27 protein-coding genes are annotated in these 26,546 nt (G+C 62.4%); 22 read left to right on the top strand and 5 right to left on the bottom strand.

Annotation, left to right across the window (positions count from 1 at the left end; genetic code table 11):
- Nucleotides 1-152: 152 nt before the first annotated feature.
- From rho to ACFVHU_RS16190, 15 genes are all read left to right on the top strand, one after another.
- Nucleotides 153-2,393, top strand: a complete 2,241-nt coding sequence (gene rho / locus ACFVHU_RS16260; protein WP_388025355.1) for a transcription termination factor Rho — start codon at nucleotides 153-155, stop codon at nucleotides 2,391-2,393.
- A gap of 188 nt (nucleotides 2,394-2,581) precedes the next feature.
- Nucleotides 2,582-3,655, top strand: a complete 1,074-nt coding sequence (gene prfA, locus ACFVHU_RS16255; protein WP_105658405.1) for a peptide chain release factor 1 — start codon at nucleotides 2,582-2,584, stop codon at nucleotides 3,653-3,655.
- Nucleotides 3,656-3,662: 7 nt separating this feature from the next.
- Entirely contained in the window at nucleotides 3,663-4,520 is an 858-nt protein-coding gene (prmC, locus tag ACFVHU_RS16250) for a peptide chain release factor N(5)-glutamine methyltransferase (RefSeq protein WP_388025353.1), read from the top strand.
- Between the two features lie 34 nt (nucleotides 4,521-4,554).
- Complete coding sequence (locus ACFVHU_RS16245; RefSeq protein ID WP_388025351.1) at nucleotides 4,555-5,238, top strand: L-threonylcarbamoyladenylate synthase; 684 nt, start codon at nucleotides 4,555-4,557, stop codon at nucleotides 5,236-5,238.
- A complete protein-coding gene (locus tag ACFVHU_RS16240) occupies nucleotides 5,235-6,356 on the top strand; it encodes an MraY family glycosyltransferase (protein ID WP_332488148.1) in 1,122 nt (373 codons plus the stop codon). Before ACFVHU_RS16245 ends, ACFVHU_RS16240 begins: the two co-directional genes overlap by 4 nt.
- A gap of 223 nt (nucleotides 6,357-6,579) precedes the next feature.
- On the top strand, nucleotides 6,580-6,960 hold the full coding sequence (locus tag ACFVHU_RS16235; RefSeq protein WP_133834463.1) for a hypothetical protein: 381 nt from the start codon (nucleotides 6,580-6,582) through the stop codon (nucleotides 6,958-6,960).
- A 285-nt stretch (nucleotides 6,961-7,245) separates the two neighbouring features.
- Nucleotides 7,246-8,037: a F0F1 ATP synthase subunit A gene (gene atpB / locus ACFVHU_RS16230; protein WP_105658410.1), complete on the top strand. Its 792-nt coding sequence runs from the start codon at nucleotides 7,246-7,248 to the stop codon at nucleotides 8,035-8,037.
- A 107-nt stretch (nucleotides 8,038-8,144) separates the two neighbouring features.
- The gene (locus ACFVHU_RS16225) at nucleotides 8,145-8,357 is read left to right on the top strand and encodes an ATP synthase subunit C (RefSeq protein ID WP_013348621.1); all 213 of its coding nucleotides are present in this window, start codon (nucleotides 8,145-8,147) and stop codon (nucleotides 8,355-8,357) included.
- 80 nt (nucleotides 8,358-8,437) lie between these two features.
- Complete coding sequence (locus ACFVHU_RS16220; protein ID WP_013348622.1) at nucleotides 8,438-8,992, top strand: F0F1 ATP synthase subunit B; 555 nt, start codon at nucleotides 8,438-8,440, stop codon at nucleotides 8,990-8,992.
- The gene (locus ACFVHU_RS16215; RefSeq protein WP_332488160.1) at nucleotides 8,992-9,804 is read left to right on the top strand and encodes a F0F1 ATP synthase subunit delta; all 813 of its coding nucleotides are present in this window, start codon (nucleotides 8,992-8,994) and stop codon (nucleotides 9,802-9,804) included. Before ACFVHU_RS16220 ends, ACFVHU_RS16215 begins: the two co-directional genes overlap by 1 nt.
- A gap of 125 nt (nucleotides 9,805-9,929) precedes the next feature.
- Nucleotides 9,930-11,567, top strand: coding sequence for a F0F1 ATP synthase subunit alpha (gene atpA, locus ACFVHU_RS16210; protein ID WP_133834461.1), 1,638 nt, complete (start codon nucleotides 9,930-9,932; stop codon nucleotides 11,565-11,567).
- 76 nt (nucleotides 11,568-11,643) lie between these two features.
- A complete protein-coding gene (locus ACFVHU_RS16205; RefSeq protein WP_133834460.1) occupies nucleotides 11,644-12,537 on the top strand; it encodes a F0F1 ATP synthase subunit gamma in 894 nt (297 codons plus the stop codon).
- Between the two features lie 35 nt (nucleotides 12,538-12,572).
- The gene (atpD, locus tag ACFVHU_RS16200; RefSeq protein WP_133834459.1) at nucleotides 12,573-14,018 is read left to right on the top strand and encodes a F0F1 ATP synthase subunit beta; all 1,446 of its coding nucleotides are present in this window, start codon (nucleotides 12,573-12,575) and stop codon (nucleotides 14,016-14,018) included.
- 2 nt (nucleotides 14,019-14,020) lie between these two features.
- Entirely contained in the window at nucleotides 14,021-14,290 is a 270-nt protein-coding gene (locus ACFVHU_RS16195) for a F0F1 ATP synthase subunit epsilon (protein ID WP_038990466.1), read from the top strand.
- An 8-nt stretch (nucleotides 14,291-14,298) separates the two neighbouring features.
- Nucleotides 14,299-14,727, top strand: a complete 429-nt coding sequence (locus ACFVHU_RS16190) for a DUF2550 domain-containing protein (RefSeq protein ID WP_105658413.1) — start codon at nucleotides 14,299-14,301, stop codon at nucleotides 14,725-14,727.
- 131 nt (nucleotides 14,728-14,858) lie between these two features.
- Here the strand turns inward: ACFVHU_RS16190 and ACFVHU_RS16185 are convergent, their stop codons facing one another.
- Entirely contained in the window at nucleotides 14,859-14,996 is a 138-nt protein-coding gene (locus tag ACFVHU_RS16185) for a hypothetical protein (protein WP_388025346.1), read from the bottom strand.
- On the opposite strand from ACFVHU_RS16185, the gene ACFVHU_RS16180 reads away from it, so the two are divergent.
- Nucleotides 14,995-15,981: an NAD-dependent epimerase/dehydratase family protein gene (locus tag ACFVHU_RS16180; protein WP_105658414.1), complete on the top strand. Its 987-nt coding sequence runs from the start codon at nucleotides 14,995-14,997 to the stop codon at nucleotides 15,979-15,981. The genes ACFVHU_RS16185 and ACFVHU_RS16180 overlap by 2 nt on opposite strands.
- 23 nt (nucleotides 15,982-16,004) lie before the next feature.
- On the opposite strand, the gene nagA is transcribed toward ACFVHU_RS16180, so the two are convergent.
- The 3 genes from nagA to nucS form a co-directional block, all read right to left on the bottom strand.
- Nucleotides 16,005-17,213: an N-acetylglucosamine-6-phosphate deacetylase gene (gene nagA / locus ACFVHU_RS16175; protein ID WP_105658415.1), complete on the bottom strand. Its 1,209-nt coding sequence runs from the start codon at nucleotides 17,211-17,213 to the stop codon at nucleotides 16,005-16,007.
- Between the two features lie 129 nt (nucleotides 17,214-17,342).
- Nucleotides 17,343-18,089, bottom strand: coding sequence for a DUF4126 domain-containing protein (locus ACFVHU_RS16170; protein WP_388025343.1), 747 nt, complete (start codon nucleotides 18,087-18,089; stop codon nucleotides 17,343-17,345).
- 137 nt (nucleotides 18,090-18,226) lie between these two features.
- The gene (gene nucS, locus ACFVHU_RS16165) at nucleotides 18,227-18,922 is read right to left on the bottom strand and encodes an endonuclease NucS (RefSeq protein WP_105662590.1); all 696 of its coding nucleotides are present in this window, start codon (nucleotides 18,920-18,922) and stop codon (nucleotides 18,227-18,229) included.
- A gap of 59 nt (nucleotides 18,923-18,981) precedes the next feature.
- On the opposite strand from nucS, the gene ACFVHU_RS16160 reads away from it, so the two are divergent.
- Nucleotides 18,982-19,353 carry a hypothetical protein gene (locus ACFVHU_RS16160; protein ID WP_388025341.1) on the top strand — a complete coding sequence of 124 codons (372 nt, stop codon included), beginning with the start codon at nucleotides 18,982-18,984 and terminating at the stop codon, nucleotides 19,351-19,353.
- 24 nt (nucleotides 19,354-19,377) lie between these two features.
- Here the strand turns inward: ACFVHU_RS16160 and ACFVHU_RS16155 are convergent, their stop codons facing one another.
- A complete protein-coding gene (locus ACFVHU_RS16155) occupies nucleotides 19,378-20,745 on the bottom strand; it encodes an AI-2E family transporter (protein WP_105662591.1) in 1,368 nt (455 codons plus the stop codon).
- 161 nt (nucleotides 20,746-20,906) lie between these two features.
- On the opposite strand from ACFVHU_RS16155, the gene ACFVHU_RS16150 reads away from it, so the two are divergent.
- The 5 genes from ACFVHU_RS16150 to ACFVHU_RS16130 all read left to right on the top strand — a co-directional run bounded on the left by ACFVHU_RS16150 (nucleotide 20,907) and on the right by ACFVHU_RS16130 (nucleotide 26,516).
- Nucleotides 20,907-22,601 carry a hypothetical protein gene (locus ACFVHU_RS16150; protein ID WP_332595122.1) on the top strand — a complete coding sequence of 565 codons (1,695 nt, stop codon included), beginning with the start codon at nucleotides 20,907-20,909 and terminating at the stop codon, nucleotides 22,599-22,601.
- Nucleotides 22,602-22,606: 5 nt separating this feature from the next.
- Complete coding sequence (locus ACFVHU_RS16145) at nucleotides 22,607-23,518, top strand: co-chaperone YbbN (RefSeq protein ID WP_105662593.1); 912 nt, start codon at nucleotides 22,607-22,609, stop codon at nucleotides 23,516-23,518.
- A 139-nt stretch (nucleotides 23,519-23,657) separates the two neighbouring features.
- Complete coding sequence (locus tag ACFVHU_RS16140; RefSeq protein ID WP_105658422.1) at nucleotides 23,658-24,416, top strand: ABC transporter ATP-binding protein; 759 nt, start codon at nucleotides 23,658-23,660, stop codon at nucleotides 24,414-24,416.
- Complete coding sequence (locus ACFVHU_RS16135; protein WP_105658423.1) at nucleotides 24,398-25,963, top strand: transporter; 1,566 nt, start codon at nucleotides 24,398-24,400, stop codon at nucleotides 25,961-25,963. The genes ACFVHU_RS16140 and ACFVHU_RS16135 overlap by 19 nt, the downstream gene beginning before the upstream one ends.
- 301 nt (nucleotides 25,964-26,264) lie before the next feature.
- Nucleotides 26,265-26,516, top strand: coding sequence for a DUF3039 domain-containing protein (locus tag ACFVHU_RS16130; RefSeq protein WP_105658424.1), 252 nt, complete (start codon nucleotides 26,265-26,267; stop codon nucleotides 26,514-26,516).
- Nucleotides 26,517-26,546 lie beyond the last annotated feature (30 nt).

Below are 26,546 nucleotides of genomic sequence, written 5' to 3'. Positions count from 1 at the left end.
TCTCTCTAATCCACTGCAGTTTTGCCCCGAATTCTGGGCCATCTTGCGGGGAGAAAGTGAAGTAGCCACGAAATCTTCGGCTGCTGAACATCATTTACGGCATAGTGGGCCTGCCTTGAAGCGGCCCATCCTACGAGTCAGAAGGAACTTTCGTGACCGAAACCACGAGCCTCAACGAAGGCGTGGACACCAAGACTTCCGAAAACAAGAGCGCCGGACTGGCCTCTTTGAAAATGACCCAGCTCCAGCAGTTGGCTTCGCAGCTGGGTATCACCGGCGGTTCGCGGATGCGCAAGGCTGATCTGGTCAAGGCCATCGGCGACCACCAGCGCGGTGGCTCCGTTGCCGCCAAGGACGCCAAGGCCGCACAGGAAGCGAAGTCTGCCAAGACCGAAGCTCCCGCAGCGAAGGCTGAAGCTCCAGCCGAGCAGGCCAAGGAAACCAAGACCCGTGCACGTCGTGCGCCAAAGGCCGCGGCCCAGGCGCAGGCTGAGACCGAGAGCGCACCAGAGGCCGGCGCAGCTGCTGAAGATCCGGCGGAAAAGCCAGCTCGCGCACGCCGCACCTCGCGCCGCGTGACCGACTCGGGCAAGGTTGCGGCTCCTGCCGAAGCCAACGAAGCCGCTACTGAGGCTCCAGCCGAGAACCAGGCAGCAGCCGAGGAGTCCAAGGCTCCACGCCAGCGCCGCAACTCGCGGAACAACAAGCCGGTTGACCAGCCAGCAGAGCAGGCAGCCGAGCAGGCCGAGGCACCGGCGGAGAACGCCGAGAGCAACGGCGAAGCACGCGAAGAGCGCCGCGAGCGCGGCAACCGCCGTGAGCGTGGCAACCGCCGCGATCGCAACACCGAGCGCACTGAGCGCACCGAGCGCACCGAAGTTGCCGAGTCGGAGAACGCTGAAGAGCGCACCGACCGCCGCGAAGAGCGCCGCGAGCGCAACAACCGCCGCAACGAGCGCAACAACGACCGCAACGAGCGCAACAACGACCGCAATGAGCGCAATAACGATCGCAACGATCGCAACAACGACTCGAACGACTCGGAGAACACCGAGGACCGTTCCGAGCGTGGCGACCGCAATGACCGCCGCGAACGCCGCGAGCGCAACAACGACCGCAACGATCGCAATGACCGCAGCAACCGCCGCGAGCGCAACAATGATCGCAACGATCGCAACAACGACCGTAACGATCGCAACAACCGCAACCGCCGCAACCGCCGTGATGACGACGAGCCGCAGCTGAGCGAGGACGACGTCGTATTGCCGATCGCCGGCATCCTGGACGTGCTGGAGAACTACGCCTTCGTGCGCACCTCCGGCTACCTGCCCGGCCCGAACGACGTCTACGTCACCCTGGGCCAGGTCAAGAAGTACAACCTGCGCAAGGGCGACGCCATCGTTGGCGCGATCCGCCAGCCACGCGAGGGCGAGACCCCGAACCCGCGCCAGAAGTTCAACGCCCTGGTGCAGCTGACTTCGGTCAACGGCAAGAAGCCAGAGGACAACCGCGAACGCGTCGAGTTCAACAAGCTCGTCCCGCTGTACCCGACCGAGCGCCTGCGCCTGGAAACCGATCCGAAGCTGGTCGGCCCGCGCGTCATCGACCTGGTCGCGCCAATCGGCAAGGGCCAGCGCGGCCTGATCGTTTCGCCTCCGAAGGCCGGCAAGACCTTGATCCTGCAGGCCATTGCCAACGCGATCACCATCAACAACCCGGAAGTGCACCTGATGATGGTGCTCGTTGATGAGCGTCCCGAAGAAGTCACCGACATGCAGCGCACCGTGAAGGGCGAGGTCATCGCCTCGACCTTCGACCGCCCGGCCGATGACCACACCACCGTGGCCGAGCTGGCCATCGAGCGCGCCAAGCGCCTGGTGGAAATGGGCATGGATGTCGTGGTCCTGCTGGACTCGATGACCCGCCTGGGCCGTGCCTACAACCTGGCCGCTCCGGCCTCGGGCCGCATCCTCTCCGGCGGCGTCGACTCGGCAGCGCTGTACCCGCCGAAGCGCTTCTTCGGTGCAGCCCGCAACATCGAGAATGGAGGCTCGCTGACCATCCTGGCTACCGCCCTGGTGGAGACCGGTTCCAAGATGGACGAGGTCATCTTCGAGGAATTCAAGGGCACCGGCAACATGGAGCTGCGCCTTTCGCGCCAGCTGGCCGAGAAGCGCATCTTCCCGGCAGTGGATGTCAACGCTTCCTCGACCCGACGCGAAGAGCAGCTGATGAGTGCCGAAGAGGTGCGCATCATGTGGCGCCTGCGCCGCATGCTCTCGGGCATCGATCCGCAGCAGGCACTGGAAGTGCTCACCGGGAAGATCCGCGAAACCGGATCGAACGCGGAATTCTTGATGCTGGTCAACAAGACCACTCCAAACAAGGATTAGCACCACCCACCGCCATGGCGTCCAGCCAGCTTGCCGCACCGGCAGCTGGCTGGACGCCATCGGCGCGTAGTGACACCTCGCACGCCGGCCCCGGCCGGCGCAGCGTTTAGAATTGAATTCCAGCAGTGCCCCAGCCGCAATAGCCGGCGGCACTGCGCGGAAAACGCCAACAAGGAAGCACACCCACCATGTTCGAGTCCGTCAAGTCGCTACTAGAAGAGCATGCCGCAATCCAGGCGCAGCTCTCGGATCCAGCGGTGTACGCCGACCAGGCGCTGGCCCGCAAGCTCGGCCGCCGCTCGGCACAGCTGAACGGCATCGTCGAGGCCTACAACAAGTGGCACGCCGCCACCGAGGACCTGGAAGCAGCCAAGGAAATGGCTGACGAGGATCCGGACTTCGCAGAAGAGGTGGAAACCCTCACCGCCGCCCTGCCAGAGCTCGAGGAGAAGCTGCGCCGCCTGCTGATCCCGCGCGACGAGAACGACGGCCGCGACGTGATCCTCGAAGTCAAGGGCGGCGAGGGCGGCGACGAAGCAGCGCTGTTCGCAGCCGACCTGCTGCGCATGTACACCCGTTTCGCCGAGCACAAGGGCTGGAAGGTGGAGATGATCTCCTTCAACGAGTCCGACCTCGGCGGCTACAAGGACGCCCAGGTTGCCATCAAGGGCAAATCGAATGACCCGGCCGAAGGCGTCTACGCCCAGCTGAAGTTCGAAGGCGGCGTGCACCGCGTGCAGCGCGTGCCGGTCACCGAATCCCAGGGCCGCATCCACACCTCGGCTGCCGGCGTGCTGGTCCTGCCCGAGGTGGACGAGCCCGAAGAAGTCGACATCCACCAGAACGACCTGAAGATCGATGTCTACCGTTCCTCGGGCCCCGGCGGCCAGTCGGTGAACACCACCGACTCCGCGGTGCGCATTACCCACCTGCCCACCGGCATCGTGGTGGCCATGCAGAACGAGAAGTCGCAGATCCAGAACCGCGAAGCCGCGATGCGCGTGCTGCGTTCGCGCCTGCTGGCCCACCAGCAGGAGATCATCGACAAGGAGAACTCGGCCCAGCGTGCAAGCCAGATCCGCACCATGGACCGCTCCGAGCGCATCCGCACCTACAACTACCCGGAAAACCGCATTGCCGACCACCGCACCGGCTACAAGGCCTACAACCTCGACGCCGTGATGGACGGGGACCTGCAGCCGGTGGTTGAATCCTGCATCCAGATGGACGAGGAAGAGCGCTTGGCAGCGCTGGGCGAGTAACGACGCCTTGGAAGAACTCACTGCCGTGCGCCGCCAGGCGATTGCGGCGCTGGCCGACGCCGGGGTGCCAAGCCCCGGCGTCGACGTCGACCTGCTGCTGTGCCACGTGCTGGGCATTGACCGCTCGGAACTGAAGCTGCGCGAACTGCGTGGCGAGGGCCTCGACCCTGGATCCCGGGAGCAATTCACCGCCCTGGTGGCCGCCCGGCGCACCCGCATCCCGCTGCAGCACCTGACTGGCGTGGCGTACTTCCGCTACCTGGAGCTGAAGGTGGGACCGGGAGTATTCACCCCGCGCCCGGAAACCGAAACCGTGGTGCAGGTCGGCCTTGATTTCCTGGCCGGCCAAGGCATCGGCACCCCGCGGTGCATTGATTTGTGCTCGGGCTCCGGCGCCATTGCAGCGTCCGTGGCCAGCGAAGTGCCAGCAGCCAGCGTCTGGGCCGTGGAGCTCTCGGAGGATGCCATCGGCTACACCCGGGCCAACTGCGAGCCGCACCGGGTCACCGTGCTGCACCAGGATGCCACGGCGGTCCCCGGGGAACTGGAAGGCACCATGGACCTGGTGATCTCCAATCCGCCGTATATTCCGCCCAACGCGGTGCCGCGCGAAGTGGAAGTGCGCGAGCACGACCCGGAAATGGCGTTGTACGGGCTCGGGGAGGACGGACTGGACATTCCGCGTGCCATTACCGCCCAAGCCATGAAGCTCTTGCGTCCCGGCGGCTACTACGTGATGGAACACGCCGAAGTGCAGCACGAAACCGCGGCAGCCATGCTGCGCGCGGCCGGTTTCACGCAGGTAGCTGGCCATGAAGATTTGACCGGGCGCGCCCGCGCCACATCCGGCTACGCGCCGCAATAACCAAACCACACCCAGTGCATGAAAGAATGATCCCGTGAGCACAACATTTTCGGTAAGCAACGAGCAGGAACACGCTGAAGGCATCACCGCAGCCAAGGCCGCGCTGGCGGACAAGCGCTGCATCGTCTTGCCTACAGATACCGTCTACGGGATCGGCGCCGATGCATTCAGCGCCCAGGGCGTGGCGATGCTGCTGGCTGCCAAAGGCCGCAACCGCACCATGCCCCCGCCGGTGCTGATCGCCCAGAGTTCCACCATGGACGGATTGGCCAGGGACATCCCAGAGGCCGCGCGCAAGCTGGCCGAAGCGTTCTGGCCAGGCGGACTCACCCTGATCCTGCAGGCCCAGCCTTCGCTGACCTGGGATCTGGGGGAGACCCGCGGCACCGTGGCGCTGCGCGTGCCCAACGACGACACCGCCTTGGAACTCCTGGGTCAGACCGGCCCGCTGGCCGTGTCCTCGGCCAACCGCACCGGCAACGCGGCGGCGCTGGATGTCGAGCAGGCTTTCGCGCAGCTCGGGGAGTCGGTGGATGTCTACCTCGACGGCGGCCCGCGCGGCGAGGCCGGGGAAGAGGTCCTGCCATCGACCATCATCGATTGCACCGGCCAGAACCTGCAGGTGGTTCGCTCGGGCGCGATTTCCATTGAGGTATTGCGCGTGGTCGTCCCTGGCATTCTCGATTTGGGACAGGACGCACCGGAAACCGGCGCATGAGAACATACGTACTGCTCATAGCATTCAGCTTTACGGTTTCGTTCCTGCTCACCCCGATCATCCGCACCCTTGGCCACCGTTTCACCGGCAACCAGCTGGTGCGCGAACGCGACCAGCACGAAAAACCGATCGTGAAGTTCGGCGGCCTGGCGATTATCGCCGCTTTCGCCGCAGGGCTATGGCTGGCCAGCAACTTCCACTTCTTCCGCGGGGTTTTCGGCAATGACGACGCCATCCGCGGAATCGCCTACGCCCTGGGCGTCATCGTGCTCATGGGCCTGGCCGATGACATGTTCGACCTGAAGTGGTGGCTGAAGCTCGCCGGCCAGATCCTGATCGGCTGGCTGGTCGCCACCAACGGAATCGTCATCCAGTCCCTGCCCGTGGGTTCGTGGCAGATCGATGAGCAATGGATGCAGATTTCGGTGACCATTTTCCTGATCGTGCTGACCATGAACGCGATCAACTTCTCCGATGGATTGGATGGCCTGGCCGCGGGCCTGGCCGCCATTGGCGCGGCGACCTTCTTCGTGTACTCCTATGTGCTGGCTACGCACGTGAGCGCCGATGACTACGCGAACATCGGGGCCTTGCTCTGCGCCTTGCTGCTCGGTGCCTGCCTGGGCTTCTTGCCGCACAACTTCAACCCGGCGAATATCTTCATGGGGGAGACCGGCGTTCTCGCCATCGGCATGATCCTCTCGGTGGCCGCGGTGGCGGTGACCGGTGATGTGCAGGGCCTGGAGGCCCGGCGCTTCCGCAACATCCCGGCCTACATGCCGATGCTGCTGCCGATGGTGATCGTCTTCCTACCAGTACTGGACCTTGTACTCTCGGTCTTCCGCCGGCTGGCCAACAAACGCTCACCCTTTTCCCCGGATGCCAAGCACATCCACCACCGGATGCTGGCCCAAGGCCACTCGGTGCGCCAATCGGTAGTTCTGCTCTACCTGTGGGCCGCCGTGATTGCAGTCTCAGTGGTTTCCATCGCCTTCATCCCGGTCATTCTGGTGGTCCCGATGGCCTTGCTGTTGTTCCTAGTGGCAGCGGTTGCAACGTGGCGTCCCCTGGTGATCAAGCGGGTCGAGGCCTTACGCAAGCGCATGGGCAAAGCCTAGCCCGATCAAATAGCAGGGTAACGCACAAGCAATCTGTTTCTATCTCGTGTAGAATTCAATCTGGATCTTCTTTCATCTTCTCTTTAGGGAATAGGTGGAAGTTTCAAGTTTCATCAGCATCGATGGGTGCACGATGGTTCCTCGGTGTTGACGAAGAAAGGTTGCGGACGTGAATTCTGGTTCTGCCCGCGTCAGTGCTTCGTCAGCCCCGAAATCCATCTGGTTGCCGATTCTTGGCTTGTCACTGGTGTATTCGCTGATCGCTACCGCCATATTTTTCCTGATTTCATGGTTGGTTGCCGATCTTCGCTACGCGCTTTCTGGCGCGCTGGCTGCCGGGATTGTGATTGGCTTTTTCGCGATTGGCATTCTCATTGCCGAAGCTGCAGGGCGAATTCGCCACTCGTGGGCCATGCCCGCGTTCTTGGGTGTCTTTGTCATCAAGGTTTTTGGCATCGCCTTCGTGTTGTTGAACCTGGGGTTGCCCGATTGGGTTAATCGCCAGGGATTCGTTCTTGCAGCAGCTATCTCCCTTGTTGCCTGGCAGGTTGGCGAGGTGCGTGCTTTCATGAAGGCGCGCCTGGCTATCTACAACGAGGAATAGAGTATTCCGCGCGACTTTGTGTCGGTGGGGTGCTGTGAGTTTGATAAGCTTACTTCGGGTCATTTTTGGCCGTCCGCTCAACTGCGGGCGGAATACGCAATATGCATCCGCGGGGTAACCCGCAGATGGACCTTCATCAGGGTTGATGCTTCTGGCATGGGCCATGATGGGATCCCCGTTTGATCTTTTCTTCACACGGTGAGAGGCAGTTACCGCCAGTCACCGCCTTTTGCCCGTGACCGTTACTGCAGAGAGGACAGCGCGTTGTTCGCGTTTGCGCTCCCAATGGCCTCAGAAGAAGGCGGCTTCGTACCGCCATCCGTTTCCGATACCCACCTCCCGGATCTTTTCCCGTGGATGGCTGAGTATGGCACGGGTTTCGGCAAGCAGATGCTCATGATCGTTTTGTCGATCGTGCTTATCTCTTGGTTCTTCACCGTGGCCATCAAGAACCCGAAGCTGGTTCCAGGCAAGATGCAGTACATCGCTGAGTCCGGTTACGCGTTTGTACGTAACGGAATTGGCCGCGACATCATCGGCGAGAAGAACTTCCGTCCTTGGATTCCTCTGCTGTTCGCGACCTTCTTCTTCGTACTGCTGAACAACCTCTTCGGCGCGATTCCGTTCCTGCAGCTTCCATCGTTCTCACACGCTGGTTCTGCATACGCGATGGCTATCATCATCTACGGCACCTGGATTGCTGTAGGCCTGAAGAACCACGGTATCCGCTACTTCAAGTTGGCCGTCGTCCCGTCCGGTGTTCCGGGCTGGATCATGCCACTGATGATTCCGTTGGAAATCATTTCTAACTTCATCGTTCGCCCGCTGACGCACTCGCTGCGTTTGATGGCAACGATGCTGGCCGGTCACATGATCGTGATGCTGGCAGCTGCCGGCGCTCGTCACCTGATCGTTGTCCAGGACTCCCTGGCCATGAACGGCCTTGGCATCCTGGTCATCGTTGGCTCGGTCGCCATGTACTTCCTGGAACTGCTGATCATGGTCCTGCAGGCGTTTGTTTTCGCCCTGCTGACCGCGATCTACCTCCAGGGTGCAATCGAAGCCGACGCCCACTAGGCCAACACTTCTTTTCTTCCAACCCATAAAGATCTTCCTTGAGTCGCTCAAGGAATACCTCACAACCTACCGGCAAAAGCTCGGTATCTTGAAAGGAACATAATCACATGTTGCACGGCTCCCTGAATATGATCGGCTACGGCCTGGCTGCTATCGGTTCGGCTATCGGCGTTGGCTTGATCTTCGCTGCCTACATCAACGGTGTTGCACGTCAGCCTGAGGCTCAGCGCATCCTGCAGCCAATCGCCATGCTTGGCTTCGCACTTGCTGAAGCACTGGCCATCCTGGGCCTGGTCTTCGCTTTCGTCATCGGCGCCTAGTCTTTTCGCAACTGTAGTGGCCTCGCCACTATCGCGAGGCGTACACACAAGCGGAAACTAGTAGATAAGGAATAGTGAGAATGAACAGCACTGATTTCATCCTCGCTGCGAGCGAATCGGTCAACCCGCTGTTGCCGAACCCGTGGGAAATTCTCGTCACGGGTGTTGGTTTCGCGGTCCTTCTGTTCATCGTCATCAAGGTAATTGCTCCAAAGTTCGAGCAGTCCTATGAAGATCGCGTCACCGCGATCGAAGGTGGCCTTGAGAAGGCTGAAGCAGCGCAGAAGGAAGCAGAGGAGACCTTGGCACAGTACAAGGCCCAGCTTCTGGAAGCACGCACCGAAGCAAACCGCATCCGTGAGGAAGCTCGTAGCGAAGGTGCTCAGATCCTTGCGGATCTGAAGACCAAGGCAACCGATGAGGCAGCTCGTATCACCGAGCAGTCGCACCGCCAGATCGAAGCTGAGCGCGTATCCGCTCTGGCTTCGCTCCGCACCGACGTGGGCGCATTGGCTACCGAGCTTGCAAGCAAGGTTGTTGACGAAGCTCTGCAGGACGATGCCCGTGCCCAGCGCGTGGTTGACAAGTTCCTGACCGATTTGGAAGCTCAGCAGAACGCAGGTGCATCGAACTAATGGCAAGTGTATCGAGCGAGTCACTGGCAAAGGCTTTGGCGTTCCTGGAACCCAAGCTGGCACTGGCATCTATTGAGCTGCCTAAGGAACTGTTCGCGGTCCTGGAAGTACTGGATGCAAATGCCGGTCTCCGCCGCGCAATGACTGACCCAGCCCGTGGAAATGCCGACAAGGCAGGCCTTTTGGCTCAGCTGCTGCACGGAAAGGTCTCGGCTGACGCCGAGGACGTCGTCGCACAGCTGGCTTCTACCCGCTGGAGCTCGGAACGCGACATTAGCGATGCGCTCGAATCGCTGGCTGTCACTGCGGTCACCGCAGTGGCAGAGCAGCAGGACGGCGCTTCGGGGCTGAACAAGCTGGAGCAGGATCTGTTCTCCTTCATCGAGGTAGTGCGTGGCAATCACGAACTGCAGCGTGCGTTGGATGATGCACAGGCCCCAGTCGAGGCTAAGCGCACTCTCGCGCTGAAGCTCGTGCCTAACGCGTCGCAGACCTCGCAGGTTTTGATCTCCCAGGCAGTTTCGAACCCCCGCGGTTTGAAGCCAGCAGCCTTGGTTGGACGTTTCGTAGAGCTCGTGGCCAAGCGCCAGCAGCGCTGGATTGCCTCGGTAACCAGCTCTGTAGAACTTTCCGAAGCCCAGCTTTCGCGCCTGGAGACCAGCCTGAACAAGCTATACGGTCGTCAGCTCAAGCTCAACGCCACTACCGACCCATCGCTGGTCGGTGGACTGGTAGTCAAGGTTGGCGACGAAGTTGTCGACGCTTCCGTGGCATCACGCGTGGCCGAGTTGCGCCGCGCCTTGGCCAGCTAGGACTCATTGGGCTAGGGAGTGATCCTTCGCCTGGTGTTCCTGGCTGCCAGGACCACAACAGACTTCATTCACATTCGATTCGGTCCAATGGACCGGATCACAATTTAGGAGAGCAGGGACTGCAGATGGCCGATTTGACCATCAATGCCAACGACGTCCGCGATGCCCTAAACGAGTTCGCATCTTCCTACGAACCGGGTAAGGCAGAGCGCACCGAGGTGGGACGCGTCGTCGCCGCGAGCGACGGCATCGCCAGAGTGGAAGGCCTTCCTTCCGTCATGGCCAACGAGTTGCTGAAGTTCGAAGATGGCACCCTGGGCCTGGCCCAGAACCTCGATACCCGCGAAATCGGTGTCGTTGTGCTTGGTGACTTCACCGGCATCGAAGCTGGCCAGAAGGTAGAGCGCACCGGCGAGATCCTTTCGGTTCCAGTCGGCGACGGCTACCTGGGCCGCGTGGTCGACCCGTTGGGCGAGCCACTGGACAACCTGGGGCCAATCGCTGCCGAGGGCCGTCGCGCCCTGGAGCTGCAGGCACCAGGCGTGACCCAGCGCAAGAGCGTGCACGAGCCAATGCAGACCGGTCTGAAGGCTATCGACGCCATGATCCCGATCGGCCGTGGCCAGCGTCAGCTGATCATTGGCGACCGCCAGACCGGCAAGACCGCTATCGCGGTTGACACCATCCTGAACCAGCGTGCTAACTGGGAATCCGGCGATCAGACCAAGCAGGTCCGCTGCGTCTACGTGGCAATTGGCCAGAAGGCATCGACCATCGCTGCCGTTCGCCAAACCCTCGAAGAGCAGGGCGCACTGGAGTACACCACCATCGTGGCGTCTCCGGCATCCGACCCGGCCGGCTTCAAGTACTTGGCTCCATACGCAGGCTCGGCCATCGGCCAGCACTGGATGTACGGCGGCAAGCACGTTCTGATCGTCTTCGATGATCTGTCGAAGCAGGCTGAAGCCTACCGTGCCGTGTCCCTGCTGCTGCGCCGTCCGCCAGGACGCGAAGCCTACCCAGGCGACGTCTTCTACCTGCACTCCCGCCTGCTTGAGCGTTGCGCCAAGCTGTCGGACGAGCTGGGTGCAGGTTCGATGACTGGCTTGCCAATCATCGAAACCAAGGCCAACGACGTGGGCGCGTTCATCCCGACCAACGTCATCTCGATCACCGACGGCCAGATCTTCTTGCAGTCGGATCTCTTCAACGCCAACCAGCGTCCAGCTGTCGACGTGGGTATTTCGGTATCCCGCGTTGGCGGTTCGGCACAGGTCAAGGCCATGAAGAAGGTCTCCGGTACCTTGAAGCTGGAATTGGCCCAGTACCGCGACATGCAGGCATTCGCAATGTTCGCCTCGGACCTGGATGCTGCTTCCAAGCAGCAGCTGACCCGTGGTGCGCGCCTGATGGAACTGCTCAAGCAGGGCCAGTACACCCCGTACCCGGTTGAGGACCAGGTCGTTTCGATCTGGGCCGGCACCAACGGCTACCTGGACGATGTCCCGGTTGAGGATGTACGCCGCTTCGAGGGCGAGTTCATCGACTACCTGCGCCACCGCACCGATGTACTGACCGTGATTGGCCAGACCGGCAAGCTGGAGAACGAGACTCTGGAAGCCATGAAGACCGCTGTTGCGGACTTCAAGGCCGGCTTCTTCGGCGAAGGCGACGACAAGCTTGTCGCCGCCGGGCACGAAGAGCACGACGCTCTCGATTCCGAGTCCGTTGACCAGGAAAAGATCGTCAAGCAGAAGCGCTGACAATTTCCTTGCCAAGGGGGAGCGGCGCCGGTAACGGCGCCGCCCTCCCGAGGTAGGGGATAAGGAAAGGACACACATGGGAGCCCAGATTCGGGTCTACCGCCAGAAGATCGGATCGACCAAGTCGATGCGCAAGATCTTCAAGGCGATGGAACTGATCGCTGCATCCCGCATTGGTAAGGCACGTACGCGTGTCTCGGCCTCGCTGCCGTATGCCAATGCGATTACCCGTGCAGTAACCGCCGTCGCGTCCCAGGCCGATGTCGAGCATCCACTGACCACCGAGCCGGCGCAGGTACGCCGCGCCGCGGTCTTGGTGATGACTTCGGACCGAGGACTTGCCGGGTCCTACTCCGCCAGCGTTCTGAAGCAGGCAGAGCACCTCGTGGAACTCCTGCGTGAAGAAGGCAAGGAAGTCAAGACCTACTTGGTCGGCCGCAAGGCCCAGGCTTACTTTGATTTCCGTTCACGCGAGTACGCACGAGTGTGGACCGGGGAAACTGATTCCCCGCGTTTCGAAACCGCACGCGAGCTGCGCGATGTCCTCCTGGAGGACTTCGACACCGATTTCGAGCAGGGTGGCGTGGACGAGATCCACGTCGTCTACACCCAGTTCAAGTCGATGGTCACGCAGGAACCGACGGTCATCCGTCTGTTGCCGTTGGAGGTTGTCGAGGATGAATCCGAGACTCCAACCGACGAGCTGTTGCCACTGTACGAGTTTGAGCCATCGCCGGAAGAAGTGCTTGACGCACTGCTTCCGCGCTACATCGATTCTCGACTGTTCAACTGCCAGTTGCAGTCCGCTGCTTCCGAGCTCGCTGCCCGCCAGCGCGCCATGAAGGCCGCAGGCGACAACGCTGGTGAACTGATCAAGAAGTACACCCGATTGCTCAACAATGCCCGTCAGGCTGAAATCACCCAGGAGCTTTCGGAAATTATCGCCGGCGCCGACGCGCTGAACAGCTAATTACCGATACTCCGACCAGACAAGAAGTGAGAAAGATGACTGCCCAACTCAACGAGCAGGTTACCGCAGGGGCCATCGGTCGCATCGCGCGCGTGACTGGCCCGGTCGTGGACGTCGAGTTCCCAGCCGACGCACTGCCTGCTATCTACAACGCACTGACCGCTGAGCTGACCCTCAACGGCGAAACCAAGAAGATCACCTTCGAGACCAGCCAGCACCTCGGTGAGGGCCTGGTCCGTGCAGTATCGCTGCAGGCCACCGACGGCCTGGTCCGCGGTGCTTCGGTGACCGATACCGGCGCTGCCATCTCCGTCCCAGTAGGCGACGGCGTCAAGGGCCACATCTTCAACGTTCTGGGCGACGCCCTGGACGTTGACAACTCGGAGATCCAGGTCACCGAGCGTTGGCCAATCCACCGCCAGCCTCCGAAGTTCTCGGAGCTCGAGGGCTCGACCGAAATGCTGGAAACCGGCATCAAGTCGATCGACCTCCTGACCCCGTACATCAAGGGCGGCAAGATCGGCCTGTTCGGCGGCGCCGGCGTTGGCAAGACCGTGCTGATCCAGGAAATGATCACCCGTGTTGCACGTAACTTCGGTGGTACCTCGGTATTCGCCGGTGTTGGCGAGCGCACCCGTGAAGGCAACGACCTCTGGGTCGAAATGGACGAGGCAAACGTCCTGAAGGACACCGCACTGGTGTTCGGCCAGATGGATGAGCCACCTGGAACCCGTTTGCGCGTGGCTCTGTCGGCTCTGACCATGGCGGAATACTTCCGCGATGTCCAGAACCAGGATGTGCTGCTGTTCATCGACAACATCTTCCGCTTCACCCAGGCCGGTTCCGAGGTGTCGACCCTGCTGGGCCGCATGCCTTCCGCCGTGGGCTACCAGCCGAACTTGGCCGATGAAATGGGTCTGCTGCAGGAACGCATCACCTCGACGAAGGGCCGCTCGATCACCTCGATGCAGGCTGTCTACGTCCCGGCCGATGACTACACCGACCCGGCTCCAGCAGCAACCTTCGCCCACTTGGATGCAACCACCGAGCTGTCGCGTGAAATCGCGTCGCGCGGCCTGTACCCGGCGATCGACCCGCTGACCTCGACCTCGCGAATCCTGGATCCGCAGTACATTGGCCAGGATCACTACGATGTAGCCATCCGCGTGAAGGCCATTCTGCAGAAGAACAAGGAACTGCAGGACATCATCGCGATCCTCGGTATCGACGAGCTGGGCGAAGAGGACAAGATCGTCGTTGCCCGTGCACGCCGTATCCAGCAGTTCCTCTCGCAGAACACCTACACCGCAAAGCAGTTCACCGGTGTCGAGGGCTCGACCGTATCGATCAAGGACACCATCGAAGGCTTCAAGGCCATTTGCGATGGCGAATTGGACCACATTGCAGAGCAGGCGTTCTTCAACATCGGCGGTCTTGACGACGTCGAGCGCCAGTGGGCCGAAATCCAGAAGGCCAGCTAATTATGGCTGAGCTTCAGGTCGAAATCGTCGCGGCTGACCACTTCGTGTGGTCGGGCGCTGCGAAGCTGGTCAAGGCTCGTTCGGTGGACGGCGAGATCGGTGTTCTGCCCGGTCACGTTCCGATGCTGTCCGTGCTTGCCGCTGGGGACCTGGAAATCGAACCGGTTTCCGAGTCCCGCTTCTCGGTCCAGATCGACGGAGGCTTCTTCTCTGTTGATTCGGATCGCGTAGTGATCGTTGCTGACAACGCTGTGCTTGGTACCGCAGCGTAGGCGATGAATTGTTTGAGATAACCGCACCAGTTCTGATCGCGTTGCTGATCCTGATCGGCATCGCCATGTTCTTCGGGGCCATGGCCGTGCGCCGCATCCAATTGCGGCGCACGCTGGGCACCTTCGATGCATCCATCCTGGCGCCTTCGGGCAAATGGATGATGGTCATCGGCCGCTACGGCGGAGCGCATGTGGACCTGTTGCGGTTTTTCTCTGTCTCCCCGGTCCCGAGCTTCGTGATCGAGCGCCGTGGCCTGGATATCACCGGGACACGCCAGCCCACCGATGAGGAAACCTCGCGGATCCCGCCAGGATTCATCATCGTAATGCTGGTGCGCAGCGGTGATGAGCTGCTGCTGGCCATGGACTACCGCGACTACACCGGCTTCTCGGCCTGGCTCGAAGCCGGGCCGATCGCCGGGAGCTGGCAGATCTAGAACTTGGTAAAGCAAAACCGCCGTTGCAGATGCAACGGCGGTTTTCGCGTTCCCTGGCCGGGCAATGCTGGCAGGCTGCGTTGGCAGGCTGGGGGGGCCGCTGCGGATCGCCTGCGTGCTCGGCGCACTGCTCAGCTGCGCGTGGCGGCTTGGGGGAGCACCTCCGGATCCCGGGCACCGCAGCCACCGATCCGGAAACGGCCGGCAGGAACTGCGCCGAGTGCGAAATGCCTGGGCGCGTGGCGCAGGACGTAGTTGACTGTTCCCATGAAACGAACCTTGATCCTTGGCGGCACCGCGTGGCTCGGCCGCGAGCTGGCGCGGCAGCTGATCCGCAGTGGCCACGAAGTCACCTGCTTGGCGCGCGGCAATTCCGGCGAGGTTGCCCAGGGCGCGCAGCTGGTGCGTGCCGACCGGAGCCAGCCCGGGGCCTATGAAGCCGTGCAGGGCATCGAATTCGACTCGGTCATCGAGCTGTCCTATGAGCCGCAATGGGTGCACGAAGCGCTGGCGGCCCTGGCCGCGACTGCGCGGCACTGGACCCTGGTTTCCTCCATCTCGGTGTATGCCAGCTCGCAGCTGCCCGGTGCCGGCGAAGACGCGCAACTGCATGATCCGTCCGATCCCGGCGACTACGGGCATGCAAAGGTCCTTGCCGAACGGGCCAGCACAGCGATGGTTGCCGACCGGTTGCTCATTGCCCGTCCGGGGCTGCTTGCCGGACCTGGCGATCCCAGCGACCGCTTTTCCTACTGGGTTTCGCGCCTGGCCTTGGCCGGTGCCGGCCAGGTCCTCATCCCGCCAACCGCGGGCCGCCATGTGCAGGTCATCGACGTGCGCGATGCCGCCGCGTGGATTATCGGCGCCGCCGCGCGTTCGCTGACCGGAACCTTCAACGTGGCCGGAACATCCCATGGCTTCGCCCAGTTCCTCAGCACGGCCGCACGGATTACGGGATTCAGCGGGGAACTGGTCACCGCCCAGGACGCATGGCTGCACGAACACCAGGTCAATTACTGGGCCGGGGCGCGTTCACTGCCGCTGTGGCTTGCGCTGGAGGACCACGGCTTCGCCCAGCGCAGCAACCAGCGGTACGCCATGGCCGGTGGCCCGGAACGGGACCTGGAGGACTTGCTCGGCGACGTGCTGGCCGATGAACGGGCGCGCGGACTGGAACGGTCCCGGCGTGCTGGCCTCGGCCGGGCCGAGGAGCTTGAACTGCTCGGCCAGCTCGGGCGGATCCGGCAGGGCTAGCGCAGTCCGGGATTTTCGGTGGGCTAGAGGTATTCCCCGTTGCGGATCGTCTGGACCAGCTGCAGGTTGGCATCCAGGATCAGTGCATCGGCGGCGAAGCCGTAGTGCAGGGAACCGACTTCGTCGGCCAGGCCGATCAGCGAGGCGGGGATGGACGTAGCCGAGTTGACCGCCTGGACCAGTGAGACCCCGGCCTGCACAGCGCGCTGCACGATTTCCAGCAGCGTGCAGGTGCCGCCGGCCAGGGAATTGTCGCTGGCCAGCCGTGCCTGGCCCAGGGCCACATTCACATCCTGCGGGCCGAGGGTGTACTGCCCATCGGCCAAGCCGGTGGCCGCCATGGAATCGCTGACCAGCAAGATGTTCTCCGCACCGACCAAGCGGAAGACCAGGCGCACGGTATCGGGGGACAGGTGCACCCCGTCGGCGATCAGCTCCACGAACGCATTGCGGTTCACCGCCTCTTCTAGGCAGGCGGCCACCGGACCGGGTTCGCGGTGGTGCAGCGAAGGCATGCCGTTGAACAGGTGGGTGACCGTAGGGCGTTCGGTGAAGCCGTCCACCCCGGCGCTGCGCAGCTGTTCGCGGGCAAAGCGCAGGGAATCCGCGGTGATCTGGGCGCTGGCATCGGTGTGCCCCAGCGACGGGACCACGCCGTGGGAGACCAGCTGCTCAACGAGTTCCTCGCTGCCGGCCAATTCCGGAGCGTAGGTCATGGTGCGCAGCTGGCCGCGGCTGGCAGCCACCAGCTCGCTGACGAATTCCGGATCCGGATCCTGCAGGAAGCGCGGGTCCTGGGCGCCGCAGCGGGCTACGGAGAGGAACGGGCCTTCGGCATGGATGCCGGCAATCTGGCCGGCCTCCGCCAGCTCGGCGAGCAGCTCGGCGGCCTCGATCATGGACGAGGGCTCTGCGGTGACCAGCGACGCGAGCAGGGTAGTGGTGCCCGAGCGGTGCAGGTACTCCACCGCTTCGGTGACGCTCGAATGATCCGGTGCCGAGAAGTCCGCGCCGAGGGCGCCATGGCAATGCAGGTCGATCAGGCCCGGGATGATGATGGATCCGGGGGCTACCTCGCGTACCGGGTAGTCGGCAGCATCGGCCAGGGCGTTGAAGTCATCGCGGTTGCCGGCAAAGCGGATGCGGTCGCCTTCCACGGCGAGCACGCCATCGGTGACCTTGAGGCCATCGGAAATCAGGGTGGCATGAAGGGCGTAGCGCGTCGTAGTCATGTTCCCAGCTTAGAAGAGAGAACGCGTCCAGTCACCGACTCGACGGATTATTTTCTCAGCGGACTTGGCATTTAGCGATCCGGGAACGCAGCGGACCCAGTGCGCCGGGCTCCTGGCCAAGGCGAGGCGCTATCTGCCCTTGCCTGCAGGATCTTCGGAAGCCGGCGCGTTGCCGGTGGCCAGGGCTTGCAGGGCCTGCAGCGTGCTGGTCTTCGTGCCGGAGGCCAGCTGCGCTTCGCGCGCGGAGTGCGCGGCGGCCCGGTTCTGCCTGATGCTGCCGGCCCGGTTCTTCATTGACCGGTAGGCCCTGCGGAACATGCGGTAGAGGAAGAAGCCGATGGCAATGGCAACGAGTCCGAGCACGGCAGCCAGTACGGGAACCAGCACAGCTGCGAAGACGAGAACCAGCGCGCCAAGATCTTCTGCCAGGCTGCGCACCCATTGGGTGATGGGTTCGGGCACGGCATTGGTCGCCGCGGTCATCGACGATTTGCCCAGGCTCACCGACAGCGCGGAGCCCGCACCGAGCAGTCCGGTGAGGACGGCAACCTCGACTCCCGAATTGGCGCCAAGGCCGATGCCAACCAGGGCGCCGAAAACAGGCCGCAGCCACACCGAGATGGTTTCCATGGACAGATTGAGGAAAGGGATCTTATCCAGGCCGGCCTCGCCGATGGCAAGTACGGCACAGATCGCCAGGACCCACGGATTGGTGATGCTTTGAGGAATCTGCCGTGCCGCAGAAGCGATCATGTCAGGTGCGGTATCGGGGATCACGAGTCCCGCGATGCCCAGGGCCAATACCGTGAAATACGGCCGCAGGCCCGCAGCGGAACCGCTGCCAATGGCCATGAGCGAAGCTGTCAGCGGATCCAATGGACCTCCCGAGCCTGGCGGCCCGGGCCGTGCGGCACCGAGCGCTTTTGGTAGAGGAGATCAGACTAGCAGTCGGGATGCAGTTTTCTGCAGGGCCAAACTAAGGCTGCCAGGCAGCTCGGGGAGGACCCGCAACCCTAGAAGAGGCGTCCTGCCGAGTCGTCGACTCCGCGCATTGCGTCGTAATCCAAGGTGAGGCAGCGGATGCCGCGGTCTTCGGCCAAGGTGCGGGCCTGCGGCTTGATCTGCTGGGCGGCGAAAATGCCGGTAACCGGCTTGAGCAGCGGGTCGCGGTTCAGAAGCTCCAGGTAGCGGGTCAGCTGTTCCACTCCGTCGATATCGCCACGGCGCTTGAGCTCTACGGCAACCGTGGCGCCCTTGGCATCACGGGCCAGGATATCCACCGGACCGATGGCGGTCATGTATTCACGGCGGACCAACTGGTGGCCAGCGCCGAGCAACTCGATCTGCTCGGCCAGCAGGCGCTGCAGGTCGGCTTCGACGCCATCCTTGATCAGCCCCGGATCGGTGCCCAGGATGTGGGCCGAGTCGTGCTCGAAGCTATGGAAGTGGATGGTCAGCTTGTCATCGGTCTTCGCACTGGACACGGTCCAGGTAGCGGTGGCACCCAATGCAGCGGCGTCCTCATCGGGATCTGCCTCACGCAGGATCAACGGCGGATTCATCCAATTCAGCGGCTTGTAGCTGCCGCCGTCCGAGTGGATGAGTACCGAGCCGTCGGCCTTGACCATGATCAAGCGGGTCGCCAACGGAAGGTGGGCTCGAAGACGGCCCTCGTAATCAACTGAACACTTCGCTACCACTAAACGCACCCCACACACTTTACTAGCTGGTTGCGACTTGTGCCGGGAGATACGGCATGATTAAAGACATGCCACGTTCCAACCGCCCGCGCCGCTCCAAGAATTCCCGACCCGCCCAAGGCCGGAACTCCGGCTCCGGCTACGGGTCCGGGGATGAAGAGCAGGGCTACGGTTCGGGCCAGGAAGAGTGGATGCAGCGTGCCCGCTTCGGCGTGGTGCTGCGCCAGGATGCCCCCGACGGCCAATGGCATGTGCGCAAGATTGCGCCGATGAACGCCAACAAGCCCTATTCCTGCCCGGGGTGCCCCCGTTCCATCGGAGTTGGAGTTGCCCATGTTGTCGCCTGGCGCGCGGACCACTGGTCGGGCGATGACGCCGCGGCCAACGCGCGCCGCCACTGGCATCCGCACTGCTGGGAAACCCGTTCCTACCGCTACTAGGACAGCTGCCTGGAGGGGCAGGTGCTAGCGGCGGTCCTGCCGGGCGATGAAGACTTCGCGCAGCAGGATCATGGCGCTGGCTGCCACCGGGATGGCCATGAGCGCACCGGTGACCCCGGCCAGGGTGCCGCCGGCAATCACCGAGATCACCGCGACCGCGCCGGGCACTGCCACCGCACGGCGCATGATGCGCGGCGAAACGAAATACGCCTCGACCTGCAGGTAGCCGAAGTAGCACACCGCGTAGATCAGGGCGGTCTGCCAGCCCAGTGACAATGTCACCAAGGTAACCAGCACGCCGGCGATCACCCCGCCGACCAATGGGATGAAGGCCAGCATCGCCACCAGCAAGGTGAGCAGCGCGGTGAACGGAACGCCCAGGATGCTCATCAGCACCAGCGCCACCAGGCAGTTCAGTATGGCCACAGTGGCTTGGCCCATCACGTAATTGCCCACGGAGCGGGTAATGCGCACGGTCAATTCGGCCACGCGGTCGCGTTTGGAGCGCGGGGCCAGGCGCAGCGAGAAGCCCATCATCCCTGGCAGCGAAGCCAGGAAGTAGATGGCCAGCACCAGCACGATCAGCACGCCGAACATGGACTGGGCGACGGTCTGCGATACGCCCAGGACGCCGCCGAACACATTGGTCACCGCGCCCGAATCGCCAAAGAAACGGTCGACCTCGGTAGTGATGCGCTGGGAAATCGCGTATTGCCGGTCGATTTCCCGGACCCAATCGCTATTGAGGAAATCATCCACGATTTCAGGCGCCCGCGTGATGAAGGCGGTGATCTGGTTGACCAGGGTAGGGATGATCAAGGCCATGAAGCCGCCGAAGATCGCCAGCAAGCTGACCATGGTCGCGGCCACGGCCAGCGGACGGGTCATTCCCTTGCGCATCATGAAGCGCACAATCGGATCAAGGCCCAAGGCGATGAACAGCGCAATGGCAATCCAGGTCATCAGCGAACCGACGTTGGTCAGCAGGTAGTAGCCGCCCAGGGCGATGCCCACGCCAATGGTGCCCAAGAAGCCCATGGAAATAGGGTGCAGCGCCGGAATCGGTTCCGGCGAGCCATCCAGCGGATGCTCCGGTTCCTCGCCCAGGGCCGCACTGCGCTGCGGGGTGTTGAGCATCTTGCCCACGCGTTCGGCGATCTTCTTGGACCAGCCCTCGCGGGACGGATTAGCGCCCGTCGGCGCAGCGCCCGGATAACGGGCCTGCGCGCTGGCGGCCGCAGGTGATTCCGGTTGGGAATTGCCCTCATGAGGCTGGGAATGCGCTGTGGATTCCGGGCCGGAGGTTGCCGGCCCGGAAGAGCGATCCGACGCGTCGGAACGCTGCTCGGGTACGTGCTTATCGCGATGCGGGTGCGGCTGATCAGGCTCCATGGGTCAGAGCATATCGCGCATCGGCCACTGTTAAGTGGTTCAAGACACCGTGCTGTTGCGTTGTTGAGCCAGTTCACAGGCGCGGATCGGAACCATGATCGGCCGCAACTCGTTAGACTTGTCAAAGAACAGCTGTGAGACGTAGGCGAATAGGTGAACTTGTGCGAAAAGTAATCTCCGTGATCGCGATGCTGCTGGGGGCCGCGGCCCTGGTAGTCGGCATCGGACAGAAGACCTTTTGGGCCCCGCCCGAAACGGTGACCGCGAGCATGCCGCAACTAGCTGATGAGGCACCGCTGACCTTGATTGAATCCTCGGTCAACGACCCCAAGCTGGACCCGGTGGAACTGGTGATCAAGTCGAAGGGTGAATTCACTGCTTCCTTGGGCCGCGACTATGACGTCGAGGCGTGGATCGGCGATGCATCGCATGTATCGGTCACCGGCATCGACACCGAAAACCACAAGATGATCGCCGAGCACGCCAAGGGCAAGGCCGATGCGCCTAATCCCGCCGGTGATGACATCTTCTTCGACTCGCAGACCGCGGATCAGACCATGACCTACCGCTGGACCGCTCCGGATTCCGGCGACTGGTCCTTGCTGCTGGCCGCAGGCGGAAAGGATGCCGCTCCGGTGGATATCTCGGTAACCTACGCGAACGACGACGCCATGCCATTTGCCCTGCCGCTGATCATTGCCGGCTCGCTGCTGCTGGTCTTCGGACTGGCCCTGCTGGTCATGCGCCCGGGCAAGCCGAAGAGCGGGGCGAACACCCAGCACTCGGTCGCCGCCGTGGCCGTGGTGGCCCTGGCGATCTCCGGTGTTTCTCTGCCCATGGCGCCAAGCGACGAGTCCAGCGCCAAGCCTTCGGAATCCGAGCAGAAGTCGCAGGACGCCAAGGCGTCCGATGATGCCAAGGGCTCCGAGTCCGCCTCTTCCTCGGTTGAAGAAGTATCCAGCTTCCCGGTCATCACCGAAGAGCAGCTCAAGCGCGTTCTGGCTGATGCCCAGAAGCAGGTAGCCAAGGCCGATGAGAAGAGCGACGCCAAGGCCCTGGAACCACGCACCGCCGGTGCGTTCAAGTACCTGCGCGATAAGCGCTACGACATGCTCAAGGAGAAGTTCGAGGTAGACAAGCCGCTGGCGCTCAATACCCAGGTCATCCGCTCGGCCGCTGTGCCGAATGCGAATGAAGCCAAGTTCCCCCGCGTAATCTCCGTGGTGACCGCGAAGAACAATGATGCCGACACCCTGCCGCAGGCGCTGACCCTGGTGCAGGCCAACGCCCGCGATAACTTCAAGGTGGTCTTCGCCGGCCAGATGTTGCCGAACTCCACCTTCCCGGGCATCGCCGTTGGCGACCCGTCGACCAAGCAGCTTGCTGCCAACGCCGAGGGCCTGCAGATGACCCCGGAGAAGGCCCTGGAAGCACTGGGCAAAGTGCTGACCGATGGCAATGCCAAGGACAAGGACAAGTTTGCCGAATCGGACTTCATCAAGGCGGTGCACGCAGCCCAGAAGGATGAGTCCAAGGAAGCCAACGAGGCGGACGTCAAGTACAACCGCACGGTCACCAAGGGCGACACCAAGGTGGTTTCCACCCCGGATGGCGGAGCGATTGTTACCGGCAAGCTGAACAACAAGGCGCTCTTCGTGCGCACCGAAGACGCTGACCCGCTCAAGAGCACCGACAAGCTGACCGAACAGCTGCTGGGATCCAGCTCCTCGAACGGCGACGTGGAAAGCACCTACGCCGAACCGGTGATGTTCTACCTGCCAGCCGACGGTTCCAAGGACAAGATCCAGCTGATCTCTGCAAGCCAGATCCTGCTCGATGTGAAGGAAGTTGACTAACCCCCATGACTGATCAGAACATTCCCTCAACCCGCGGTGCGGTAGATCTCTCCGCCCTGGCCAGCCAAGGCCCGGAAGCTACCGGCAGCATGCCGGCTGGTCCGGCAAGCTGGACCACCAATCTGGATGAGGCTGCGTTCCAGCAGTTCGTCGGCATGTCCCAGCAGGTACCTGCCATCGTTTCCCTCGGCTCGCCTCGCGTGCAGGTCTCGGCAGACCTGGATGCGACGCTGCGCAAGCTGGTGGATGCCAAGGGCGGCAAATTCATCCTCGGCCTGGTGGATGCGGAAACCTACCCGCAGATCGCCCAGGCCTTCCAGGCCCAGCAGATCCCGATGGTGGTGGCGCTGATCAAGGGCCAGCCGGTGCCGCTGTTCCAGGGTCCTGCCGAGGAACAGCAGATTGTCCAGGTTTTCGCACAGCTTGAACAGCTCGCAGTCCAGCAGGGCATGAGCGGTACCGCCCCGGCATTCTCCGGGCAGGCCGGCGAACCTGAACCAGAGCTGCCGCCGCTGCACCAGAAGGCCGTGGACGCCATCGATGCCGGGGACTACGCCGCCGCCGAGGCCGCCTACCTGGAAGCGTTGAACGAGAAGCCGAACGACAAGGACGCGCAGATCGGCGTGTACCAGGTTCGACTGCTCTCGCGTACGCACAACCTGGATCTGAACAAGTCCCGCGAGCAAGCCGCGCAGAACCCTGAAGACATCGCAGCCCAGCTGGATGTAGCAGATCTGGACGTGGTGGGCGGGCATGTCGAAGATGCCTTCGCCCGACTGGTTTCGCTGATCTCCCGCCTGGCTGATGAAGACCGCGAGCGGGTCCGCCGTCGCCTGATTGAGCTCTATGCGGTGATCGGCAACAGCGATCCACGCGTAGCTGCCTCGCGGCAGAAGCTGGCACGCGTACTCTTCTAGGCTGACGTCCAGGGACTGGACCAAGCAGTTCAACCGCCGCGACCCAGAGTTTTTCCCTGGGTCGCGGCGGTTGTCTTATACCTGGGTTTAACTCCAAAGGATGATGCGTTCTGACTAGGGGCATTGCTAGCCTTAAGCTATGAATCAGATCGCACTGGACATTCGGGGTCTTGCCAAGCAATTCGGCGCCAAGATTGCCGTGAACAACGTCAGCCTGCAAGTTCCTGCGGGTTCCTTCTACGGTCTTGTCGGACCCAATGGTGCCGGCAAGACCACCATGCTTTCCATGGCCACTGGATTGCTGCGCCCGGATTCAGGCCAAGCGCTGGTCAACGGCGTGGATATCTGGGCTGATCCGCAAGCGGCCAAGGCCACCTTGGGAGTCCTGGCTGATGGCGTGCGCCAGTTTGACCGGCTGACCGGCCGCCAGCTGGTGACCTACTCGGGATTGCTGCGCGGCATGGAACGCGCAGAAGTTGCCCAGCGTACCGAAGACCTGCTGCGCGTGATGGATTTGCTCGATGACGGCGACAAGCTGGTGGTGGACTACTCGGCCGGCATGACCAAGAAGATTTCCTTGGCTACCGCGATGATCCACTCGCCAAAGCTCTTGGTTCTGGACGAGCCGTTCGAGGCGGTGGACCCGGTATCTGCGGCGAATATCCGCGACATCCTGAATAACTACGTTGAATTCGGCGGCACCGTCATCGTTTCCTCGCATGTGATGGACCTCGTCCAGCGCATGTGCACGCATGTCGCGGTCATTTCCGATGGCATGCTCAAGGCGCAGGGCACCGTGGATGAAGTCCGCGGCGGCATGAGCCTGGAAGATCGCTTCGTCGATCTGGTGGGCGGCCGCGCCAATAATGAGGGGCTGTCATGGTTGCGCACGTCCTAAGCCTGAAACTGCGCTTGCTCGCCAACGGCTTCAAGCGCTCCGTCGGCCAGCTCATCGGCGTCATTATCGGTGGCCTGTACGCACTGGGCATGATCACCATGCTGACCTTGGCCATGTGGTTTACCGCCGGCGATATTCCTTTCCAGAGCGAAATCTTCACCCTGATCGGCTCGGCCGTGGTGCTGGGCTGGGCCATCATCCCGCCGCTGCTGACCGGTGTTGACCTCACCCTGGAACCTTCACGCTTTGTCCACTTCGGGATTCCGGAAAAGACCTTGGGGCCAGCGCTGGTGCTGGCTGGCTTCATCTCGATTCCCGCGGTGCTGACCATTGCGGGCCTGCTCGGCGCCTCGCTGATGTGGCGCTTCGATGCGGGCGCGCTCATGCTGGCCCTGCTGGCAGCGGTGGCGACCGCGGTGATGGCGATTCTTCTTTGCCAGTATCTGGTGATCATGGCGACCGCACTGCGGGCCAAGCGCCGATTCCGTGAATTGACCTTCGTGCTGCTGTTCGTGGTGCTCATCGCCTTGGGGCCGATCGTGACCTCGGCATTGGCTGCCGCGCAGAGCATGAGCGACTGGATCCAGCCGATTGCCTCGGTCTTGGGCTACACCCCGTTGGGTGCCTTTGCCGCGATTCCCGGGGCTTTTGCCTCGGCGCACTACGGCCAGATGGCGATCCATCTGGCGCTGGGCTTGCTCTATCTTGGCGGACTCTACCTGCTGCTGGCTCGAGCTACCGCCAAAGCCACGGTGACCCCGCCGCCAGAGCAGCGCGCTGCCACGGCCAAGGGGCTGGGCTTCTTCAAGTTGATGCCGGCCACGCCAACGGGCGCAGTGGCTGCCCGCGCACTGACCTACTGGTTCAAGGATCCGCGCTATGCCATTGGCGTGCTCATTGTGCCGATGCTGCCGTTGCTCTTCTGGTTCACCGGCAACCAGACCGGCAGCTACGTGATGATGTTCCTGCTGGGCCCGTTGATCGGCATCTTGATGGGCTTCTCCATCTCGGCCGACATTTCCTATGACAACACCGCCTTTGCGCTGCACGCGCTGACCGGTATTTCCGGACGTGCTGATCGGGCAGGGCGAGTGCTGTCCTGTTTCCTGATTGCCATCGTTCCGGTCCTGGCGGCGGCCATTTTGCCGGGCCTCATCTCCGGTGCGCTGTGGCGCATCCCGGGAGACCTGGGCCTGTCACTGGCGGGGCTGCTCATCGCGTTGGGCGTCGCGTCGGTGTCCTCGGCCCGCTACACCTATTCGGTGCCGCTGCCGGGTGATAACCCGATGAAGACCCCTCCGGGCAATGGCATGCGCATTGCGCTGACCCAGCTGGGAATCATGCTTGCCATGGGCCTCCTGCTGATCCCGGTTCTCATTCCCTACATCATCGGCTGGGTGAAGCAGTCGCAGTCCTTCGGCTTCATCACCTTGGGCGCGGGCCTGGCCGTGGGTATCGGGCTGATGCTCGGCGGCATTGCCCTCGGTGGCAAATGGTACGAAAAGCGCACTCCTGAGCTGATGCAGTCGGTCATCCTCAATAAGTAGGCGCAGCAGCCGAATTGCTGCCTCCGGCCGTCTAGCGGGACGCTGTTTTCCGCTAGGCGGCCGTTTGCCTGCCTTGGGTGCAAGGAGGTTCACAGGATATTGATCGGGTCGCGCCCAATTGGCGCAATATCGACTTCCAACGGCACCGCAACGCATCGCAAGAACATTGAAAAATGGTTGTTGACTTGCAGCGAGGAAGAAATCGATGGGGCGGCCTAGTGCAGCGCGGCAAAGTCAATGTGGACAAGCTCCCATGCTTGCCACGCGGACAGCAGTGGCAATCCGTATTAGACTTGGAGGCATGGTGGAACAGTCTGAAGAAACCCGCGGTGGCACTGCCACGATTGAACGTACCGAGACAACCCAGAGTGTCGAGGCCGGAGATCATGAGCGTTTTGCTCACTACGTGCAGAAGGAAAAGATCATGGAGTCGGCAATGACCGGCGACCCAGTGATCGCTCTGTGCGGCAAGGTCTGGACGCCAGGCCGAGATCCGCAGAAGTTCCCGGTATGCCCCGAGTGCAAGGAAGTCTACGACTCCATGATGGGGTAGTGCTGCGAATGAACTAGCACTACTTCACAC

Origin of the sequence: Glutamicibacter sp. NPDC127525 (assembly GCF_042672105.1) — a bacterium.
Lineage (GTDB): Bacteria > Actinomycetota > Actinomycetes > Actinomycetales > Micrococcaceae > Glutamicibacter.
Note: the sequence above shows the minus strand (reverse complement) of the source record. Positions and strands in the feature narration are given on the sequence as shown.

What these genes read in the sequence shown, in the direction of transcription:
- ACFVHU_RS16215 (WP_332488160.1), top strand. Translation starts at nt 8,992, where the DNA reads ATGGCAAGTGTATCGAGCGAGTCACTGGCAAAGGCTTTGGCGTTCCTG.
- ACFVHU_RS16155 (WP_105662591.1), bottom strand. Translation starts at nt 20,745, where the DNA reads ATGGAGCCTGATCAGCCGCACCCGCATCGCGATAAGCACGTACCCGAG.
- prfA (WP_105658405.1), top strand. Translation starts at nt 2,582, where the DNA reads ATGTTCGAGTCCGTCAAGTCGCTACTAGAAGAGCATGCCGCAATCCAG.
- ACFVHU_RS16220 (WP_013348622.1), top strand. Translation starts at nt 8,438, where the DNA reads ATGAACAGCACTGATTTCATCCTCGCTGCGAGCGAATCGGTCAACCCG.
- ACFVHU_RS16205 (WP_133834460.1), top strand. Translation starts at nt 11,644, where the DNA reads ATGGGAGCCCAGATTCGGGTCTACCGCCAGAAGATCGGATCGACCAAG.
- ACFVHU_RS16135 (WP_105658423.1), top strand. Translation starts at nt 24,398, where the DNA reads ATGGTTGCGCACGTCCTAAGCCTGAAACTGCGCTTGCTCGCCAACGGC.
- ACFVHU_RS16185 (WP_388025346.1), bottom strand. Translation starts at nt 14,996, where the DNA reads ATGGGAACAGTCAACTACGTCCTGCGCCACGCGCCCAGGCATTTCGCA.
- atpA (WP_133834461.1), top strand. Translation starts at nt 9,930, where the DNA reads ATGGCCGATTTGACCATCAATGCCAACGACGTCCGCGATGCCCTAAAC.
- ACFVHU_RS16195 (WP_038990466.1), top strand. Translation starts at nt 14,021, where the DNA reads ATGGCTGAGCTTCAGGTCGAAATCGTCGCGGCTGACCACTTCGTGTGG.
- ACFVHU_RS16240 (WP_332488148.1), top strand. Translation starts at nt 5,235, where the DNA reads ATGAGAACATACGTACTGCTCATAGCATTCAGCTTTACGGTTTCGTTC.
- ACFVHU_RS16225 (WP_013348621.1), top strand. Translation starts at nt 8,145, where the DNA reads ATGTTGCACGGCTCCCTGAATATGATCGGCTACGGCCTGGCTGCTATC.
- ACFVHU_RS16130 (WP_105658424.1), top strand. Translation starts at nt 26,265, where the DNA reads ATGGTGGAACAGTCTGAAGAAACCCGCGGTGGCACTGCCACGATTGAA.
- ACFVHU_RS16180 (WP_105658414.1), top strand. Translation starts at nt 14,995, where the DNA reads ATGAAACGAACCTTGATCCTTGGCGGCACCGCGTGGCTCGGCCGCGAG.
- ACFVHU_RS16145 (WP_105662593.1), top strand. Translation starts at nt 22,607, where the DNA reads ATGACTGATCAGAACATTCCCTCAACCCGCGGTGCGGTAGATCTCTCC.
- ACFVHU_RS16160 (WP_388025341.1), top strand. Translation starts at nt 18,982, where the DNA reads ATGCCACGTTCCAACCGCCCGCGCCGCTCCAAGAATTCCCGACCCGCC.
- nagA (WP_105658415.1), bottom strand. Translation starts at nt 17,213, where the DNA reads ATGACTACGACGCGCTACGCCCTTCATGCCACCCTGATTTCCGATGGC.
- ACFVHU_RS16140 (WP_105658422.1), top strand. Translation starts at nt 23,658, where the DNA reads ATGAATCAGATCGCACTGGACATTCGGGGTCTTGCCAAGCAATTCGGC.
- atpD (WP_133834459.1), top strand. Translation starts at nt 12,573, where the DNA reads ATGACTGCCCAACTCAACGAGCAGGTTACCGCAGGGGCCATCGGTCGC.
- atpB (WP_105658410.1), top strand. Translation starts at nt 7,246, where the DNA reads ATGGCCTCAGAAGAAGGCGGCTTCGTACCGCCATCCGTTTCCGATACC.